Consider the following 16,424-nt stretch of genomic DNA (forward strand, 5'->3'; position numbering starts at 1 on the left):
GCCCCCAAAGAGAGAATGAAGATGCGGCGACCGCATGCCGTTCCTCTCCCAAGAGGCACTCACAGTATTGCGCCAAATCATAACCCTCACTACCGCTCATGGTTCATCTTACTATTCCCTTCCGTAAGTCCACCTGACCGCCCACATGATCGCAAGTGCATCAATGACGTCCTGCTACAACAGGGCTGGCGCGACCATATACCACCGCTCATGGATTTCGACATTGTAGTGTTTTATATAAGCCGAGCAGTTAACAACTTCACCACCTCATCTACCGAGGGCAAAGATGGATGGCCCACCATGCGCTGTAACGCAGTATCATAGTTTTCATGCCAAACAGGTTGAATCATTTCATAACCGTCCTCGCGCAGTTGGTTAACATTGCGGCGTACAGCAGCTTTCTCCCACATCACGGCCCCCATTACCGGGAAGAACAACACCGGAAAATCCGCAGCAAGCACTACCGTGGTCAAGCGATTTGGTGCAGCACCTTGTGCGACCGAGGCCAGCGTATTCGCCGTTGCAGGCAATACCGCCATAATGTCATGGTCAGCAACAATCTTTGAAGGTTTGTCGCTAGGCCAATCAGCAGGTTTTTCACCCGCAATCACACGGTCAGCCCACAGCCCGAGCGTTTCCTCGGGGATAAACTGCTCCGCTTGCCGAGTCATCAACACGGTTAATGAACAGTTAATATTCTTTTTAATCGCCTTCAGGTACTCAGGAAGATAAGTGATATCCACCGAGCCGGTGGCACCAATTAAAATGCGCTTCTTCTCCGTCATGATCGTGCTCCACACAAAGCTCTCGTTAATAGCCACAGCTATGAAAGTAAAAGCCGCAGCTTCTACTTTCATGCATCAAGTACCCTCAGGAATTACAGCGTACCAGGAGGTGCTTCGCCCCAGCCCCACTTCTTAATAGTTTCCCGTTTAGGGCGTGGCGCTTTAGGTTGTGAATTCGCCTGGGCACGACGCGATCCCCACTCAATATAAGCGGCAAATGCGGAACGGAACTCAGGATCGTTAGGCAAGTTAACCTCGTCCACACACTCCATCATCAAGTCCACCCAACGCTGACGCTGCTCCGGTTGGATACTCCTGCCGCGATGCTTGGAAACCATGCCCTTAAACCCGCCTCGATGAGCCGTGTAATTAGCCTCTCCACCCAGAACCTCTTCCAGCCAGATAGCGACATGCTCCGGGTGGTCACCCGCCATATGAGCAAACATCGGCGCTAATAACTCATCCTTTTCAACCTTGGCGTAAAAGATCGTCATGAGTTTTAGCAGAACCTCTCTTCCACCCATCCATTCAAATAAAGTTGGTGTATTTTCTGACATAAGTACTCCAGCAAAGTTAATTGGTGATGATTCAGACGAATTGATAACTCAACCTAATTCCAGAGAAGCCAGGGCATTAATTCCTGGCTGATAATCTGCAGGCGGTTCCCCACGATACATCCGGCAAGTATGAAACAACATTTTGAACCCTAAAGAGCGGGAAAATGCGATGGTCTGCTGGGCATGTTCTGGAATACCTAGCGTGACATTCGTCTGCTGCGGTATCTCATTCATCGCAGCCAACATCAGTGCTTTCATATTTTTCTCATTAGCGGCATAGAAAGGCCCGACTCGATACCCATCATCGGAAGGCCGCAAACCAATAAAGCCTTCAATCCCTTTATTACCCATTAGCAGAAGGCCTTTTCGCCCTTGGCCGAAAAACCACTCGGCAAGTAACCCGGCACGAGAATACCCGACGAAACTCGCGTCATAATCAATCACAGAGGTAATATTTTTTTGATCGACGAGTTCGATATTGTGTAGTTCGACAATGTTTTTAGTCGCCGCCCCCACCATGCGGAAAGTGTGATAATGTGTTTTGAATCCACACTTCTGATAATTGGCCTCTTGGGCGGGCATGCCATCCAGGCCAATACAGCGCCCTTCAGCATGTTCAATCGCCATACTCCAAACCGCCAAGCCAAGCCCTTGACCGCGAAAATCGGGATTAACAATATAATGGCCGAGATGAGCGTAATTTTGCGCGTGGTTCACAACAGATATCGAAGCAATCGGCCTATCCTGCCAATAACCGATATAAAAACCCGGCGCATCTATATTAAGGAAACGACTCGCGTCTCCTTCCCCAAGATCCCAGCGCTCCTGACGTGCCATTTCCACCACCACCTGCCATGTTTCGGGTGTAGCGATGCTGACCTGAAATTGGCTTTCAGGGCGTTCGGTTATTTTACTCATATTACCTCCTAACCGGATTAATAACTTCAGTTACAAGCCCATAGACTTGCTAATAAACTCCTTAAGCACTTCACTCGTGCCGCCATAAATAGTTTGCACCCGGCTATTTGCCCAAGTTTTACCTATATATGAATCACTCATATAACCAGCACCTCCATGTAACTGCAAACAGCGATCGGCCACTTTTATCTGAAGCTCGGTAGTCCAGAGTTTAATTCTTGCCGCATCAACCACGCTGAGGCTTTTCTGGTTAAAGCGAGCGGTGGCATCATTTAAATACACCCTAGCTATTTTTACTTCCGTGTCCAGCTCCGCCAGCATAAATCTATTCGCTTGAAACGATCCGATAGGCTGCCCGAAAGCCTTACGGTGCTTTACCCATACCAGCGTTTTTTCAAGTAGATATTCCGCTGTGGCAACGGCAACGGTCGCAATACTCAACCTTTCTCGTGGCATCCCTCCCATAAAATAGAGGTTGCCAATATTCTCGCGACCAATAAGATTTTCGCAGGGAACCCGACAAGCGGTGAAATGAAGATCGGCGGTATCACTGGCATGCCAACCTATTTTTTTCAGCAATGGCCCGCGCTCAAAACCAGGGGTGTTTCGTTCAACGATCAGCAAACTGGTGCCCTGCCCACGTGACGCCTCTGAGGTTCTTACCGCGGTCAGAATAAGATCAGCATTAATCCCATTGGTGATATAGCTTTTATGACCATTGACAATATAGTGCTGCCCTTGCTTTACCGCGGTCGTCTCAAGATGTGCCGAATCCGATCCACCATTGGGTTCGGTAATGGCGATCGCCGCAATCAGTTCACCGCTGCACAACCCTGGCAGCCAGCGAGCTTTCTGCTCATCGGTACCGTGGCTGTCTATATAACTGGCGATCACATCATTATGAGAGATAATGACTGGCGCGGTCATCTCGGCGCGAATTAACTCCTCCGTCAGGACAGCAGCATAGTGATAATCAGGCTTCTGCTGGCCACCCAATTCACGGGCAACGCCCAATCCCAATAACCCCACTTCACCCGCGTGGCGCCAAAAATCACGCCCGATCATGCCGTTAGTTTCCCACTCAGACAGAAAGGGTTTAGCCTCACGCGCCAGGAAATCACGGCAGGTGAGTCGAAATTTTGTTAACTCTTTGTTTTCCATAATATCCTCAGAAAGATTCCGCGACCAATGCCTGAGTCTCTGGTACCTGCGAAAATAGCGCCTTTACCAGGTCAAAATAGTTATAAATAGCGAAATGGCCCCCTTCGATAGGGTGTAGTTGGGTGGTGGCAAACGTGTGGTTCCGCCACGCTGCTTGCATTTCTTCAGTGACATGTTCATCTTGATCCGCTGAGATAACGTCCAAGGGTTGCGACACTTTTTTATCCACAAACGCCAGGAACTGATGGCGCAAGATATAATCGGTACGGAGCAAGGTCACCAGCTTGCGGGCGAAGGCGGGCTCATTGAGAATGCTCTCTGGTGTCCCATTATCCGCACGCATTTTTGAAATGATTTGATCGTCCGTCCACAAATGTCGGTCATCGTCCGCCTGCACGCTCGGTGCGATAGAGCCTGAAATCACGGAAAACAGCGGGCGCATAGCATAGTTTTCCGCCAACGCCGCACTCACGATAAAACTCAGCACGCCACCAAAACTATGACCAAACGTCACCCACTCGGTCGTCCCAGCCTGCTGGCGCAGGGCAAAGTCCGCATGGATATCGGCGCAGATCCGATCGACCAACAACGGCAGATTGTCGATCACCTTTTCACGGCTCAGCACGTCACGGCCAGGTATCTCGATAGGCTTGAACACCAGGTTGGCATCCCCTTTGAAGCGGCCAAGCCAAGCACGATAGACGCTCGCGCTGGCGCCTGCGTGTGGGAAGGCATAAATAACGCGCTTGGGCGCAGACGAATTCATATATGGCTCCCCAGTAAGAAAGAGGCGATACGCTCAGCGACCATCACGGTAGTGAGGTTCGTGGGCATAGAGGGGATACAAGGGAAGAGTGAAGCATCTGCAACGGCGATTTGGCTCAGGCCGTGCAGGTTACCCTGTTCATCCGCTGCGGTCTGCGGATCGCTCGCACATCCCATCCGTACCGTACCAGAGGCATGCCAGCCGGGGCTGAGCAGATTTTTGATGGCGTTATGCATAACCTCATCATTGTCGAACATCGCCTCAGACCAGAACTGGATACCGTCGAGATATGCCGCAAGCTCAGGGTGATTGATCAACCGCCACATTTGACGTACACCCCCGACCAAGCGCGCTATATCCTCTGGCTCCTGTGATAAAGGCAGATCGATCATTGGCAGTTGCTGACTATCCCTGCTCTGGATAAACACTCGTCCTCTGGCCTTGGGACGCATCAGCATCACAGAGGCCCCCACCAAGCGCGGGTAATCGGTGCGATTCTGAAAACCGGGTACGGTCTTGCTCGCCACGTTATTCATTAATCCTAATTGCACATCAATCTGCGCATCGTACCCGCTGTTCAAGCGCGCCGCAGTTTGCCGCCACGGTGTTTCCTGGATGCTATTTCCAGATTTTGGGAGTGCCCATAGTACAACCGAAGCGTGATCGGACAGATGGTTGCCAACGGCAGGTAGATCGGCCACCACGGGAATATCAAGTTGTTGTAATAAACGCGCATCGCCAATGCCGGAACGCTGCAAGATCGCCGCAGATCCTATCGCCCCGGCGCACAGCACGATCTGGTTGGCACGATAGGTAGTATAGCCCCCGTCGTGCGACGCTTCGACACCAACTGCCTTGTCCGCGTTAAACAGCACTCTCTCGACTGTCATGTGCGAGAAGATATGAAGGTTTTCCCGCTCGCGTGCCGCAGAAAGATAGGCACGGTAAAGATCGTATCTTTCCGCTCCCTGCACCACATTGGCTGGTACGACACCCACCGCCGCACTTTCTCCATCATTCAGATCGTCAACAAAAGCGATGCCGTTCTGTTGGCATATATCGGCAAAGGCTTGCTCCAATGGCAAGATGTCGTCCCTTGCAGGTCTCCGCAACCTGAGCGGCCCTTGGTGACCGTGCAGTGCAGAATCTGGACGATCAACGTCATTTTCCAGCTTCTTGTACCACGGCAAAACGTCACACCATGCCCATTGACGACACCCCATATTTACCCAGCGGTTAAAATCGCTGGGAAAGGCCCTTAAGGCTACGGCACCGTTAATCGCAGACGATCCGCCCATGACTTTCCCCAGGCGATAGCCAAAAGCTTTACGCCGGTTACGCTCTAACGGCTGATTATCATCTGCCTGGACGAAACGAGAAAATCGCTCTGTCCCATGCACGTTGGCTTCGTATGGCCAGTTATAGCCTTCAAGAACCAGGCGGGAAGCATCCCGCAACGGACTACCAGGTTGAGCAACGTCAGAATCCTGCCCCGCCTCAAGCAATAAAACACGGTGTTTGCCACTTTCGGAAAGACGAGAAGCCATCACACAACCCGCTGTCCCGCCACCGACCACAATAAAATCATAATCAACCGGCTCTGGAGCCGCTTTAAATGGATGCGTCATACGTATTGCTCCTGAGCCTTGTCCGCTACGCTGGAAAGGATGCGCGAAAAATCACGTACTGAGGCATTCATAAACAGGCTCTCAATCATATCCTGTTCACTGGACGGACCGACCTTGAAGGTTTCGCGTACCGCGCTCAACAGCCCCACTGCATGCAATGAATCGCCACCGATGTCGAAAAAACCATCATTGACATCAAAATCACTGTGTTGCAGCTGTTTTGACCATAAGGCGAATACACGGACCTCAAGCTCATCGGCGGGTTCACTCTTATCCGCTGCAGCCACCGCTTCCCCCCATAGCACGGGCAAAGCGTTACGATCTATTTTCCCATTACCCGTCAATGGCATACTGTCCAATAACACAAACCAGGTTGGTATCATATAAGAAGGGAGATGAGCTTGAGCGAGTTCGCGTAGTGCGCCTTCCAACACGCTCTTTTCGTTCTCGCTGGCCTGTTGCTTCGGCACAATATAGGCAGCTAGCTGCTTTTGGCCGGTTTTCGGGTGGCTGACCGCGTTGATCACGACGTGGTTAGCCTGCGGATTCCCCAACAGGCAAGCCTCTATTTCACCCAGTTCGATGCGATAGCCATTAATTTTTACCTGATTATCTTCACGTCCCAAGATCTCAATCAGCCCTTCATCAATATAGCGCCCCAAATCACCGGTTCTATACAGCCGCTCGCCCGTGAGCGGATGGTTAAAAAATCTCTCCTGCGTTTTTTCAGCATCGCCCAGGTAGCCTTGTGCCACGCCAGCGCCCGCAATGAACAGCTCGCCAGTAACCCACTTAGGACAGGGTTCAAGCCATTCATTGAGCACATGAAATTGCTGATTAGCCAATGGCTTACCGTAAGGAATACTTTTCCAGGCGCTATCTACATGCCGGATAGGGTAAACAATTGACCAGATTGAACCTTCTGTCGCCCCACCCAGGCTGATCACATCAATACCGTTGACGGCGGCCTTGATTTGATCCGGCAGGTTGACCGGGATCCAATCTCCACTCATCAGCACCAGACGCAAAGCACTGCCAGAAAGCTGCGAACCGGCCCGCTCTACCAAAGCTTTCATCGGTGCCGGCACGCTATTCCACAAAGTCACCCGATGTTTGATGATCTTTTCAGCCCATATTTTCGGATCGTTAGCCTCATTTCCCGCAGCAAACAGGATGCTGCCGCCGGCTCCCAGAACCCCAAAGTAATCATAAACGGACAGATCGAACCCCGCTGGCGCAACGGAGAAGACACGGTCATGCTGATTGACGTTGAAACGACGATTAATATCCAAAACCGTATTAGCGGCGTTGCGGTGCGTAATCATCACCCCTTTTGGCTCACCAGTTGAGCCGGAGGTAAAGATAACGTAGGCCAGATCATCCAATGTCTGTTTTGACACCTGTGCAGGAAACTTTATCGGTGCAGCACTATCAATGACCACCCCGATGTTGATTAATCCATCTATTGGTTCCAGGCCTGCAGGCGTCACGATGGCTTTCGCCGCACAGCGCTCAATCAACCGCGCTTTACGCTGCTCAGGAAGCTGTGGGTCAATCGAGACATATGCAGCCCCCGCTAACAGTACACCCAGAATGGCGGCCAGCATTTCTGGCCCTTGCGGCAGAGAAACAGCAACGATGTCACCCGGTTCAATGGCTACATCAGCACTCAGTTGCTCGGCAACGTGGTTACCGCTGGTGACCAACTCCCCATAGCTGATCTCTCTTTGCCCCTGAATAATCGCCGTTTTGGTCGGGAACTGACGTGCAGCATGCAAGATCAGATCCTGCAACAGCGCCGGTGGCATCCCATCATCCGTCGAATTTGCAGCCAGTCTCTCCTGCATGTCGTCCATGTTCAAGGCTACCACCGCACCCTGTTGTGACCAAATCTGCGGGTTTTCGCCACAGGCGTTCAGCAGTTTAACGGCTGCCTCAAACATCATTTCCGGCATGCCCACCGGGAACAACCCTTCGACGTAGTTCCAGTTCATCACCAGATCGCCATTGATACGCAACAACTGATTTTCGAGCCAGACCCCGGGCGTTTGGGTGCTGCTATACTTCACCATCGCCGTGCCTTCCCAGCCATAGTCGGTGACAATATCTCGTAGTTCCGCATTCAAGGTATTGCTGAAAACCACCGGGAAAGAGGGCGCCCTCCCTCCCTGGCTCCGACGCGTCATTTCGCGTAGAACCTGGATCCCATTGAATGAGGAATGCCAGTAGTTCACCAACTGTTCAGTCTGCAACATCACCAAGCGCTGACCAAACGCCTCCGACTTACCGTCTTCAACACACAACAGGCTCGACTGAAGATAATTCCCTACGCTTTGTTGCACATCCGGGAAATAGTTACGCCGCGCATGCTGGGTTAAAGTGAGAGTAAAGTTCTGGCGCCGCGACCACTGCCGCAAGGTCTCAACATAAACGCCAAGAAAAAGCGTTTCCAGGGTAATCCCCTGTGCAGTCGCGCTCTGGCGGAGCTTATTGACTAATTCCAGTGAGATCGGGTGTGAAAGCGTTTTAAATATGGGATTTTTAATTAATTCAGGTGACTGATACAGTGGTAATTCAGGGGCTGCAGGCATTGCATCCACTTTATTTAACCAGTAATCCTTATCCCGGCAGCCTTGCTTACTTTTCAGAAGTTGCCTTTCTCTTTCGATATAATCACCAAAATTAAATTCCGGCACGGATTTTACTACATGTGGATTTTGATAGAACCGCCACCAATCCTTCATCACTATTTTCACACTATGCAAATCAATAAACATCAATTCAAAACACAGGTGTAAACGAACCCTCCTTTTATTCAATAAGGTGGCTCTAATCTCGAAAGAAGGTGCAACAGCCAACGAACGTAAATGCGTTTCCATGCCATTTCGTGTGCTATTAATAAATTCCTGCAACTGGTTATCGTCCATATATTGGCAATCCGTCACGGCAATCTCATAATGTTCAAGGGCCGCAGAAATTCGTTGACGGCCACTATCAATCAGTTCGGCGCGCAGCATGGCATGCAGGGACAGCGTTTGGTTCAAGGCTGCATTGAGCCGCTGAAGATCGGGGTTGAAAATTTCCACTTCAAAATAGTAATGCGTTGCAATCCCTCCCAGAGGTATCCCTGCATTGCGACCAATCAAATAAGCGTATTGAATATCGGTTAGCGGAAATGACTCATCTTCTTTTCTTTCCACTGTTTTATCAAAGGTTGTTGAATCATCTACAGGTAGTTTCCCATTGAGCAACTCATTTATTTTATTGACATTTTTTTCAACGGAATATTCAACCTGATTGGTGATGAGGTCATTTTCTTTCCCTGAAAGTTTTAAGCCAATTCTCTTGGCCGATTCCTGCATGACTCGCATAAAAAACCCCTCTTAGATTATTCAATAAAAATAGAATGAGAGCGTTACGCATCCATCAAAAAATTTAAGAATACCAATCACTTAAAGTTAGGGATAAAAATTCCCCCAAGAATACCGTTGTAACAACAAACATCGGATAGATGAGATGCTCAAGCCTATCATATAAGCATAGTGAATACTTTTACTCCAACAAACAATCAACTGATCAATTGATTGTTGAAATACTACATTAATATGTTTTATGACGTCAAGCATAAACATTATAATAAATAACAATTTGATATCATAAAAAACACAACCAACAAATCATAACAAATTGTTTTTATTAAAAAAAACAAAAAACAGCTTGGCATTCATGATAATAAACCAGTAATGGGCATCAATAAAGTAATGAAAAATTAATTTTAATTTATACGTATTTTTCTTTTTACCTTGACAACATCAGATCAATACGCACATTATTCAATTAATCAATTGAATGATTTTTGTTATTCATTAGTTAAATTAATGAGTATTCAAAGAAAGCAAACTTAGCCAACAGATGACAAGTAGGGTGGTGAAATGAGTAATGATTTTGTGACAGACAAACGCGATTCGGAACTTCCTGAAGATGTGACTCGGCCACTAGCCGCAGAGGAAAATAACGCTTTAGTGTTTGCTATTCTCGCCTCCATTCAGGCAACGTTGATTTTTACAATTGTCATGATTGGAGTCCCATTGCCTGCGATTGGCACAGAATTCCAGTTGGTTCAAGCCGAACTGGTGTTGGTGAGTGCTGCCTATGGGTTGCCCTTTAGCGGCCTGCTGTTGTTTGGCGGGCGACTAACTGATCGTTACAGTGGAAGAAAAATGTTTACTTTGGGGATGCTTATCTTCGGCCTTGCGTCACTGAGTGGCATGTTCGCCTCTTCCTATTGGATTCTAGTAGCAATTCGCTTTTTGCAAGGGATCGGTGCCGCGCTTACGGCACCAGCCCTGATGGCATTATTGCGCCAACTCTACCGCGAGGCGGGCCAGTTCAACCATGCAATGGCAACCTGGGGCGGAGTATCGGTTCTGGGGGGAGCCGTTGGTTTTCTTTCATCAGGCATCGTCACCACTTGGCTGTCTTGGCGGTGGATGTTTATTGTTCCGGTTGTTGTTAGCTTGTCCGGTCTGCTTTTGGTACGCAGAATGATGAAGCCGCTCCCCCTACGTGATAACGACTCTCCTGGTTTAGATTTGAGCGGTGCTCTATTGGCGACTAGTGGCATTTCGCTGTTTAGCTTTGGCCTGATCATGAGTGGCGAATATTCTTGGCTGACTGCGCCAGTCTATCTGCCTGTTGCCGCTGGCCTGCTGCTTATTTTCACTTTCTTGCTCGTCGAACGACATGTTAGCTCTCCTCTGCTACCCTCTGGTTTTATCCTCAACCCAATGCGTATGACTGGCCTGATTGGTATTCTACTGGCCGCTGCGGGTATGGGCTTGATTACCTTTTTACTTTCCCTGTATCTGCAACAATTTCGCGGTTGGTCATCTTTTGCAACCTCCATGGCCTTTATACCTTATACCGTAGGACTCCTAATTATGAATCGTGCCGCCGGGGCTCTCATTATGCGCTTCGGCGCCTTACAAATCACATTTGTCGGGCTACTGCTCGGTGCTTCGGGGCTGCTTTTATTGGCTCAGCTCAATGAGCAAACCCACTATGTGCTTGGCCTGCTTCCTGGCTTATTTATCCTCCCCGCCGGAGCTTCTTTGACCTTTTCCGGCAGTGCGGTACTTTCAACGGCAAATGTTCCCCTACACGAAGCGGGCCTTGCGGGCGGCGTAATGAACACATCGATGGAGTTAGGTCCAACTATGGGGCTAGCTGCATTAATGGCGGTAGCGGCAACCCAGGTAAACGTAGTTAATGGCTATGCCTGGGCGTTTGGCACTGCAGGAGGCGTCTATTTACTCGCAGCGATAGGCGCACTAATTTTAATGAAAAAGATCAATTAGCCGAAATAATCGAAATACCACTGGAACCATAATGTTAAGTATCAGGATCCAGTGGTGTTTCCGTGATAGGTACAGCTAAAACGAGGGCTTACCGGTTAATTTGCACTTCCAGGCCGGCAGCCTTCCACTCCGGAAAACCATCCTCTAGGCAACGAGCAAGAAACCCATTAGTATGCAGGGTTTTCATAGCGTTGAGAGAGAGGACGCAGTAAGGCCCGCGGCAATACGCCACCACCTCCTGTCCTTTAAGCAGTTCAGATAGGCGCCCCTCTAGTTCTTCGGCCGGAATATTGACCGCTCCTGGCAGATGGCCAGAGGCAAACTCTTCGGGGGGACGCACATCTAGCAGAGTAATATCCCCCTCATTCAAGCGATGCAAAAGCTCTTCGCGAGAAATCGATTCCAGCCGTTCACGCTGGCTGAAAATATCAGTAACGAATGACCTGATCTCGCTATGTCGGTATTCCACATATTGCCGAATCGCCGTCAAGATATTCTGGACTGGCCCATTGCCCAAACGGTAGTAGACGTTTTTCCCTTCCCGGCGTGATTGCACAAACCCCGCACGTTTGAGATGTTGAAGATGCTGAGAAGCATTGGCTATCGTAAGACCAGCCAGTTCAGCTAGCCTTTCAACCGGTCTTTCTCCCTGCGCGATATGCTCAAGCAGTAGCAGACGATGTGAGTTCCCCAAGGAACGTGTCACTTCTGCAAATTCGTTAAGAACTTGGCGTTGACTATCGCCATTGAGTGTTGACATATTGTTTTTACTACCCCATCATTCAATATATTAATTGAAAGATATTATATCAAAGGTTGAAGGAGCCCACCAGTTTACTGCTGCTGCCTTTCAATCGAGATTGTGTTACAGAACATGTTACGTTTTCCACTTCCGAGGAGCGTAAAAAAGGATCATCAAATGGATATATTATTACGTGCAGTGCTCATTGGTATCGGGGCAACCTTGGTAATGGACCTCTGGGCATTACTGCAAAAACGCTTTTTTAATATCCCTTCGCTCAACTATCAGTTAGTCGGGCGTTGGTTAGGACACATGTCAAATGGCAAGTTTTTTCACCATACCATCATGCAGACAAAACCAGTAAGCGGAGAAAAGGCTCTGGGGTGGACGGCACACTATGCTATCGGCGTAGTCTTTTCTCTGATATTTATTTATCTCATGGGGCAAGACTGGCTTGAGCACCCCACATTTTTGGCAGCACTCATTATGGGCATTATCAGCGTCATTGTCCCTTTCTTTATTATGCAACCTGGATTTGGTTTTGGCTTGGCTGCATCCAAGACACCGCAACCTAATATAGCGCGCCAGCGTAGTCTGATAGCACACGGTTCGTATGGTGTTGGGATATATCTGAGTGCTGTTTTGCTACAGTACTACTGGCCGATAAGCTAAGAAAAGTCACTAACGCGGGTAATGACTCCAATAAGTAGAACATATACTTTTCTATGAAGGCCCCGATGACCTTTTCATGCAACTCAATCGACCATGAGAAGCAGATTGTTTTATGGTCCATGCGCTTTATACGGTCTCGCAACGTTAGGTTATTACGTTCAATACGTTTAGTAAATATTCTGCCCGTCAGATGCTTATCCTTCAGTACTTTCCGGCTATAACTGCCCCCATTCATCACTGGCTATCATGCCGATATTGAACGGGATCAGTAATGCCAGTAACTCGCGGCAAGTTTCATCGGTGTGGTGCCCAGAGGTGTAGGCCAGTACACCGCCTGTTTTGGTGTTGTATGCATACCAGAGCCAGTTCTGGCAGACAACATCTAGTTTGCAGATGAGCGCTACATCAGCATGAGCGACTAGTGAGGACGTTATCCGCTTCGGCGCGAGTTTTTAAAGTACGGATGACAGTGTTGATACCGACTTTTAGCGTTCTTACCGCATCCGGACACCAGCACCGTTGAAGGCCTAATCAACGATTAACAACGCCAGAACGGCTCCCTCTTCCTGTGGGCTGAGGAATCCCCAGAAAAATTGAGACGAGAAGCAGGCTGTTTTTCACCCAACAACGGGATGAAAAACAGCCTTAAGCAGACGAGAAGAGGTCATTCGTAATTATCTCACTGCCAATTTGCGAACAAAATGGAACAAATTACTCGTAAAACACTCGTTCTAATTCTCTGAAACCACTAACAAAAAATTAGTGGGGATTATTCCTTAGCCCTGTGGAAGGGTTGGGCAAAGGGGGAAACTGCGAAGATCAGACCTTGGTCAGCACCAACTGGCCGCTTTTATCCAGCGGGATCTGGGTGCCTGGATCGTGATCCATGCGGATTTTGCCCTGCTGGTCGCCAATCTTGTAAGTCACGTCATAGCCCAGCATTTTCTGCGATTTGTCATACACCGTTTTGCAGCGCTGCTGCGTGCTGGTGGTCGTGTCGTTGTCTTGCAAGGCCCCCTGCACCTGGTGACCGGCATAGCCACCACCCAACGCACCTACTACGGTCGCAACATCACGGCCCCGGCCACCGCCAAACTGGTGACCAATCACGCCCCCAGCAACTGCCCCCAACACGGAGCCAGCGATGCGGTTTTCATCCTGAACCGGTGCACGATGGGTCACCGTAACGTTCCGGCACTCCTGCCGAGGGGTTTTGATGGTTTCTTTGATCGGTGTTGCGGCGAGAACCTGCGCATATTGTGGGCCGGGAGTGAATACGTCCAGACCAGCTACGGCAGCAATTCCCAGAGCGGCTGCAATACCAATCCCAACACCGGCTAACATTGATTTGTTCACAGGAAATCCTCCTGAATGTGTTACCACGCATTATGCACCGGGCAAACTCGCAGCGATCGCTGGCGATCCCCCGGTTTACGGCGTGCGTGACGCGCCGTCTGTAAACTCCCTAAAGTCTGCACAAGGAAGTTCACCCTCGCAATAAGACTCAATGAGCAAAACGCACTGAAAACGGGCCAAAACCAATGAATTGAGAAGAATCCTATCTCTGCCTGCCCCCTTCTCACGGCAATAAAAAAACCCACGCGGCAAGCCTACGTGGGTTTTCATCAACCGAACAAGCGGGTTAAAACATCAGTGCATCTTCAAGCGCGGACGGATCACGCGGTTGATCCCACCCACCAGCATCATCAGGCCGGTTTTGGTATAGCCATGCAGCGCTACCTGGTGCATACGGTACAGCGAAATATACACCACGCGGGCGATACGCCCTTCGACCATCATCGAACCGCGCATCAGGTTACCCATCAGGCTACCTACGGTGCTGAAGCGGGAAAGCGAGACCAGTGAACCGTGATCCTTATAAACGTAAGGCTTCATCGGCTGATCGTGCATCATCGCCAGGATGTTGCTATAGCAACGTGATGCCATCTGGTGGGCTGACTGTGCCCGTGGTGGCACAAAACCGCCGCCTTCACGCGGGCAGGAAGCGCAGTCACCAATGGCAAAGATGTTGGCATCACGGGTGGTTTGCAGCGTTGGCTCAACCACCAACTGATTGATGCGGTTGGTTTCCAGCCCGGCAATCTCTTTCATAAAGTCCGGTGCCTTGATACCCGCAGCCCACACCATCAGATCGGCATTGATAAATTCGCCGCCTTTGGTGTTCAAGCCATGCTCATCGGCACTGGTCACCATGGTATTGGTTAATACGCGTACGCCAAGCTTGTTCAGCTCCTGGTGCGCCGCTGCGGAAATACGCGGCGGCAGCGCTGGCAGAATACGCTCACCGGCTTCAACCAGGGTAACCTTCAAGGCACTGTTATCCAGCCCTTCAAAGCCGTAGCTGTGCAGCTGTTTGACCGCGTTATGCAGTTCTGCAGACAGCTCAACGCCGGTAGCCCCACCACCCACGATGGCGATATTCACGCTCTCTTTCTCTTCCGGATTGGCAGAGAACTTGAGGAACAGGTTCAACATCTCGTTATGGAAACGGTGCGCCTGATTCGGGTTATCCAGGAAGATGCAGTTATCTCTTACCCCTGGGGTGCCAAAGTCGTTCGAGGTGCTGCCGAGCGCCATCACCAGGATGTCGTAGCTCAACTCGCGGGCGGGAACCAGCTGGCAGCCCTGCTCATCGCAGATCTGCGTTAACTGCAGCGTTTTCTTTTCACGGTCAATGTTGACCAGTGAACCCAGTTGGAAGTTGAAGAAGTGGTTACGCGCATGCGCCAGGTAGTTCAACGCATCCACACCGTCATCCAGGGAGCCGGTAGCCACTTCATGCAGCAACGGCTTCCACAAATGGCTGTGGTTGCGATCCACCAGCGTGATCTCCGCTTTGTGCTTACGACCCAGTTTATGGCCCAGGCTGGTTGCCAGCTCCAGACCACCGGCACCACCGCCGACAATAACGATTTTCTTCTTTGGCGTTGTCAAAATGACCCCCTGAATGTGAACCAATTGTTGCCTAAGGGTAAATAAATAATATCCTTAGAATACATAGGGTTCGCTTAAGTTAAACCTGCAATCTGAGGCCAGAATAGCACGAGAGGTTATTTGGTCATACCAAAATTGATGTACGTCAAAGTTTTTTGGTTAAAGGCTGGACGAAGGGCTTTTTTGAGGATTGTGATTCAAATAGTTAGCGTGAGATCACAGTTTTGCATTTTGCTGCCCACCGGCGAAAACGGGCTCGATAAAAACAAAAAAGCCGCAATTGCTGCCCTTTAGGAACAACGTTCACGGCTTGGTTATGCGTTATAAAACTGTTACGCCAGCGTCTTGAATGCCTTGATACGCTGAAGGTGTGGCGAGATGTTTTTAAACTTGTGACTCTGCTGTTCATCCCAGACGATTTCATAATACTTGTGCAACAACTCGGCACTACGCTGGCTGTCCAACACTTCGTCCTGGCGAGAAAGCACCACCAGGCAGCGATCGCGGTTCTTCTCGCGGAAATCTTCCACGCATTTGGTGGCGATATCGCGATACTCTTCCGGCCGGTCGATCTTGCCGTGCATATGTTCTTCCGGGTACAGGTTCGGGTTGAAGATCACCTGACGGATACCGCACAAAAATCCGATACGTTCGGCCCAAAAGCCCCCAAGACCCACGCCGCAGATCAGAGGATGGGCATCCCCTTCCTGCTGAACCGCCTTGTCCACCTCTTTCAATAAATGCTGCATATCATGGCGCGGATGCAAAGTGCTGTAGCTGATAAAGCGCACGTCCGGATCGATGAACTGTAACTGCATAATCTTTTCATGATTGCCGGGACTGGTGGAATCGAAGCCATGCAAATAAATAATCATGTGGTTCC

13 protein-coding genes and 1 pseudogene are annotated in these 16,424 nt (G+C 49.8%); 2 read left to right on the forward strand and 12 right to left on the reverse strand.

All coding sequences use genetic code 11. The annotated features are described in order from the left end of the window. Positions 1-233: 233 nt before the first annotated feature. From ACMV5I_RS02590 to ACMV5I_RS02620, 7 genes are read right to left on the reverse strand one after another with little or no spacing between them, the layout of a single operon-like run. On the reverse strand, positions 234-857 hold the full coding sequence (locus ACMV5I_RS02590) for a flavoprotein (RefSeq protein WP_414823596.1): 624 nt from the start codon (positions 855-857) through the stop codon (positions 234-236). 20 nt (positions 858-877) lie between these two features. Next, on the reverse strand, positions 878-1,342 hold the full coding sequence (locus ACMV5I_RS02595; protein ID WP_414823597.1) for a group II truncated hemoglobin: 465 nt from the start codon (positions 1,340-1,342) through the stop codon (positions 878-880). A gap of 48 nt (positions 1,343-1,390) precedes the next feature. Beyond that, positions 1,391-2,260: a GNAT family N-acetyltransferase gene (locus ACMV5I_RS02600; protein WP_414823598.1), complete on the reverse strand. Its 870-nt coding sequence runs from the start codon at positions 2,258-2,260 to the stop codon at positions 1,391-1,393. Between the two features lie 30 nt (positions 2,261-2,290). Next, entirely contained in the window at positions 2,291-3,421 is a 1,131-nt protein-coding gene (locus ACMV5I_RS02605; RefSeq protein WP_414823599.1) for an acyl-CoA dehydrogenase family protein, read from the reverse strand. A gap of 7 nt (positions 3,422-3,428) precedes the next feature. Next, positions 3,429-4,187 carry a thioesterase II family protein gene (locus ACMV5I_RS02610; protein ID WP_414823600.1) on the reverse strand — a complete coding sequence of 253 codons (759 nt, stop codon included), beginning with the start codon at positions 4,185-4,187 and terminating at the stop codon, positions 3,429-3,431. After that, positions 4,184-5,815, reverse strand: coding sequence for a GMC family oxidoreductase (locus ACMV5I_RS02615; protein ID WP_414823601.1), 1,632 nt, complete (start codon positions 5,813-5,815; stop codon positions 4,184-4,186). Before ACMV5I_RS02615 ends, ACMV5I_RS02610 begins: the two co-directional genes overlap by 4 nt. After that, entirely contained in the window at positions 5,812-9,186 is a 3,375-nt protein-coding gene (locus ACMV5I_RS02620) for a non-ribosomal peptide synthetase (RefSeq protein WP_414823602.1), read from the reverse strand. Before ACMV5I_RS02620 ends, ACMV5I_RS02615 begins: the two co-directional genes overlap by 4 nt. Positions 9,187-9,747: 561 nt before the next feature. Between ACMV5I_RS02620 and ACMV5I_RS02625 the strand changes: the two genes are divergently transcribed. Next, complete coding sequence (locus ACMV5I_RS02625) at positions 9,748-11,172, forward strand: MFS transporter (protein ID WP_414823603.1); 1,425 nt, start codon at positions 9,748-9,750, stop codon at positions 11,170-11,172. 88 nt (positions 11,173-11,260) lie between these two features. Here the strand turns inward: ACMV5I_RS02625 and ACMV5I_RS02630 are convergent, their stop codons facing one another. Continuing rightward, entirely contained in the window at positions 11,261-11,932 is a 672-nt protein-coding gene (locus ACMV5I_RS02630) for an ArsR/SmtB family transcription factor (RefSeq protein ID WP_414823604.1), read from the reverse strand. Positions 11,933-12,091: 159 nt separating this feature from the next. Here ACMV5I_RS02630 and ACMV5I_RS02635 point away from each other — a divergent pair, with 159 nt between their 5' ends. Beyond that, on the forward strand, positions 12,092-12,586 hold the full coding sequence (locus tag ACMV5I_RS02635; RefSeq protein WP_414823605.1) for a DUF2938 domain-containing protein: 495 nt from the start codon (positions 12,092-12,094) through the stop codon (positions 12,584-12,586). Positions 12,587-12,620: 34 nt separating this feature from the next. On the opposite strand, the pseudogene ACMV5I_RS02640 reads toward ACMV5I_RS02635, so the two are convergent. The 4 genes and pseudogenes from ACMV5I_RS02640 to ycfP all read right to left on the reverse strand — a co-directional run. After that, a pseudogene (locus ACMV5I_RS02640) lies at positions 12,621-13,113 on the reverse strand (IS1 family transposase); the annotation flags it as partial. 292 nt (positions 13,114-13,405) lie between these two features. Further along, entirely contained in the window at positions 13,406-13,942 is a 537-nt protein-coding gene (locus tag ACMV5I_RS02645) for a glycine zipper 2TM domain-containing protein (protein WP_174332757.1), read from the reverse strand. 294 nt (positions 13,943-14,236) lie between these two features. After that, a complete protein-coding gene (locus ACMV5I_RS02650; protein WP_024485958.1) occupies positions 14,237-15,541 on the reverse strand; it encodes an NAD(P)/FAD-dependent oxidoreductase in 1,305 nt (434 codons plus the stop codon). A gap of 332 nt (positions 15,542-15,873) precedes the next feature. After that, the gene (gene ycfP, locus ACMV5I_RS02655; protein ID WP_024485957.1) at positions 15,874-16,416 is read right to left on the reverse strand and encodes an alpha/beta hydrolase YcfP; all 543 of its coding nucleotides are present in this window, start codon (positions 16,414-16,416) and stop codon (positions 15,874-15,876) included. Positions 16,417-16,424: the final 8 nt, after the last annotated feature.

The sequence above is a fragment of the Serratia sp. T13T92 genome, assembly GCF_047530105.1.
In the GTDB taxonomy this organism is placed as follows: domain Bacteria; phylum Pseudomonadota; class Gammaproteobacteria; order Enterobacterales; family Enterobacteriaceae; genus Chania; species Chania fonticola.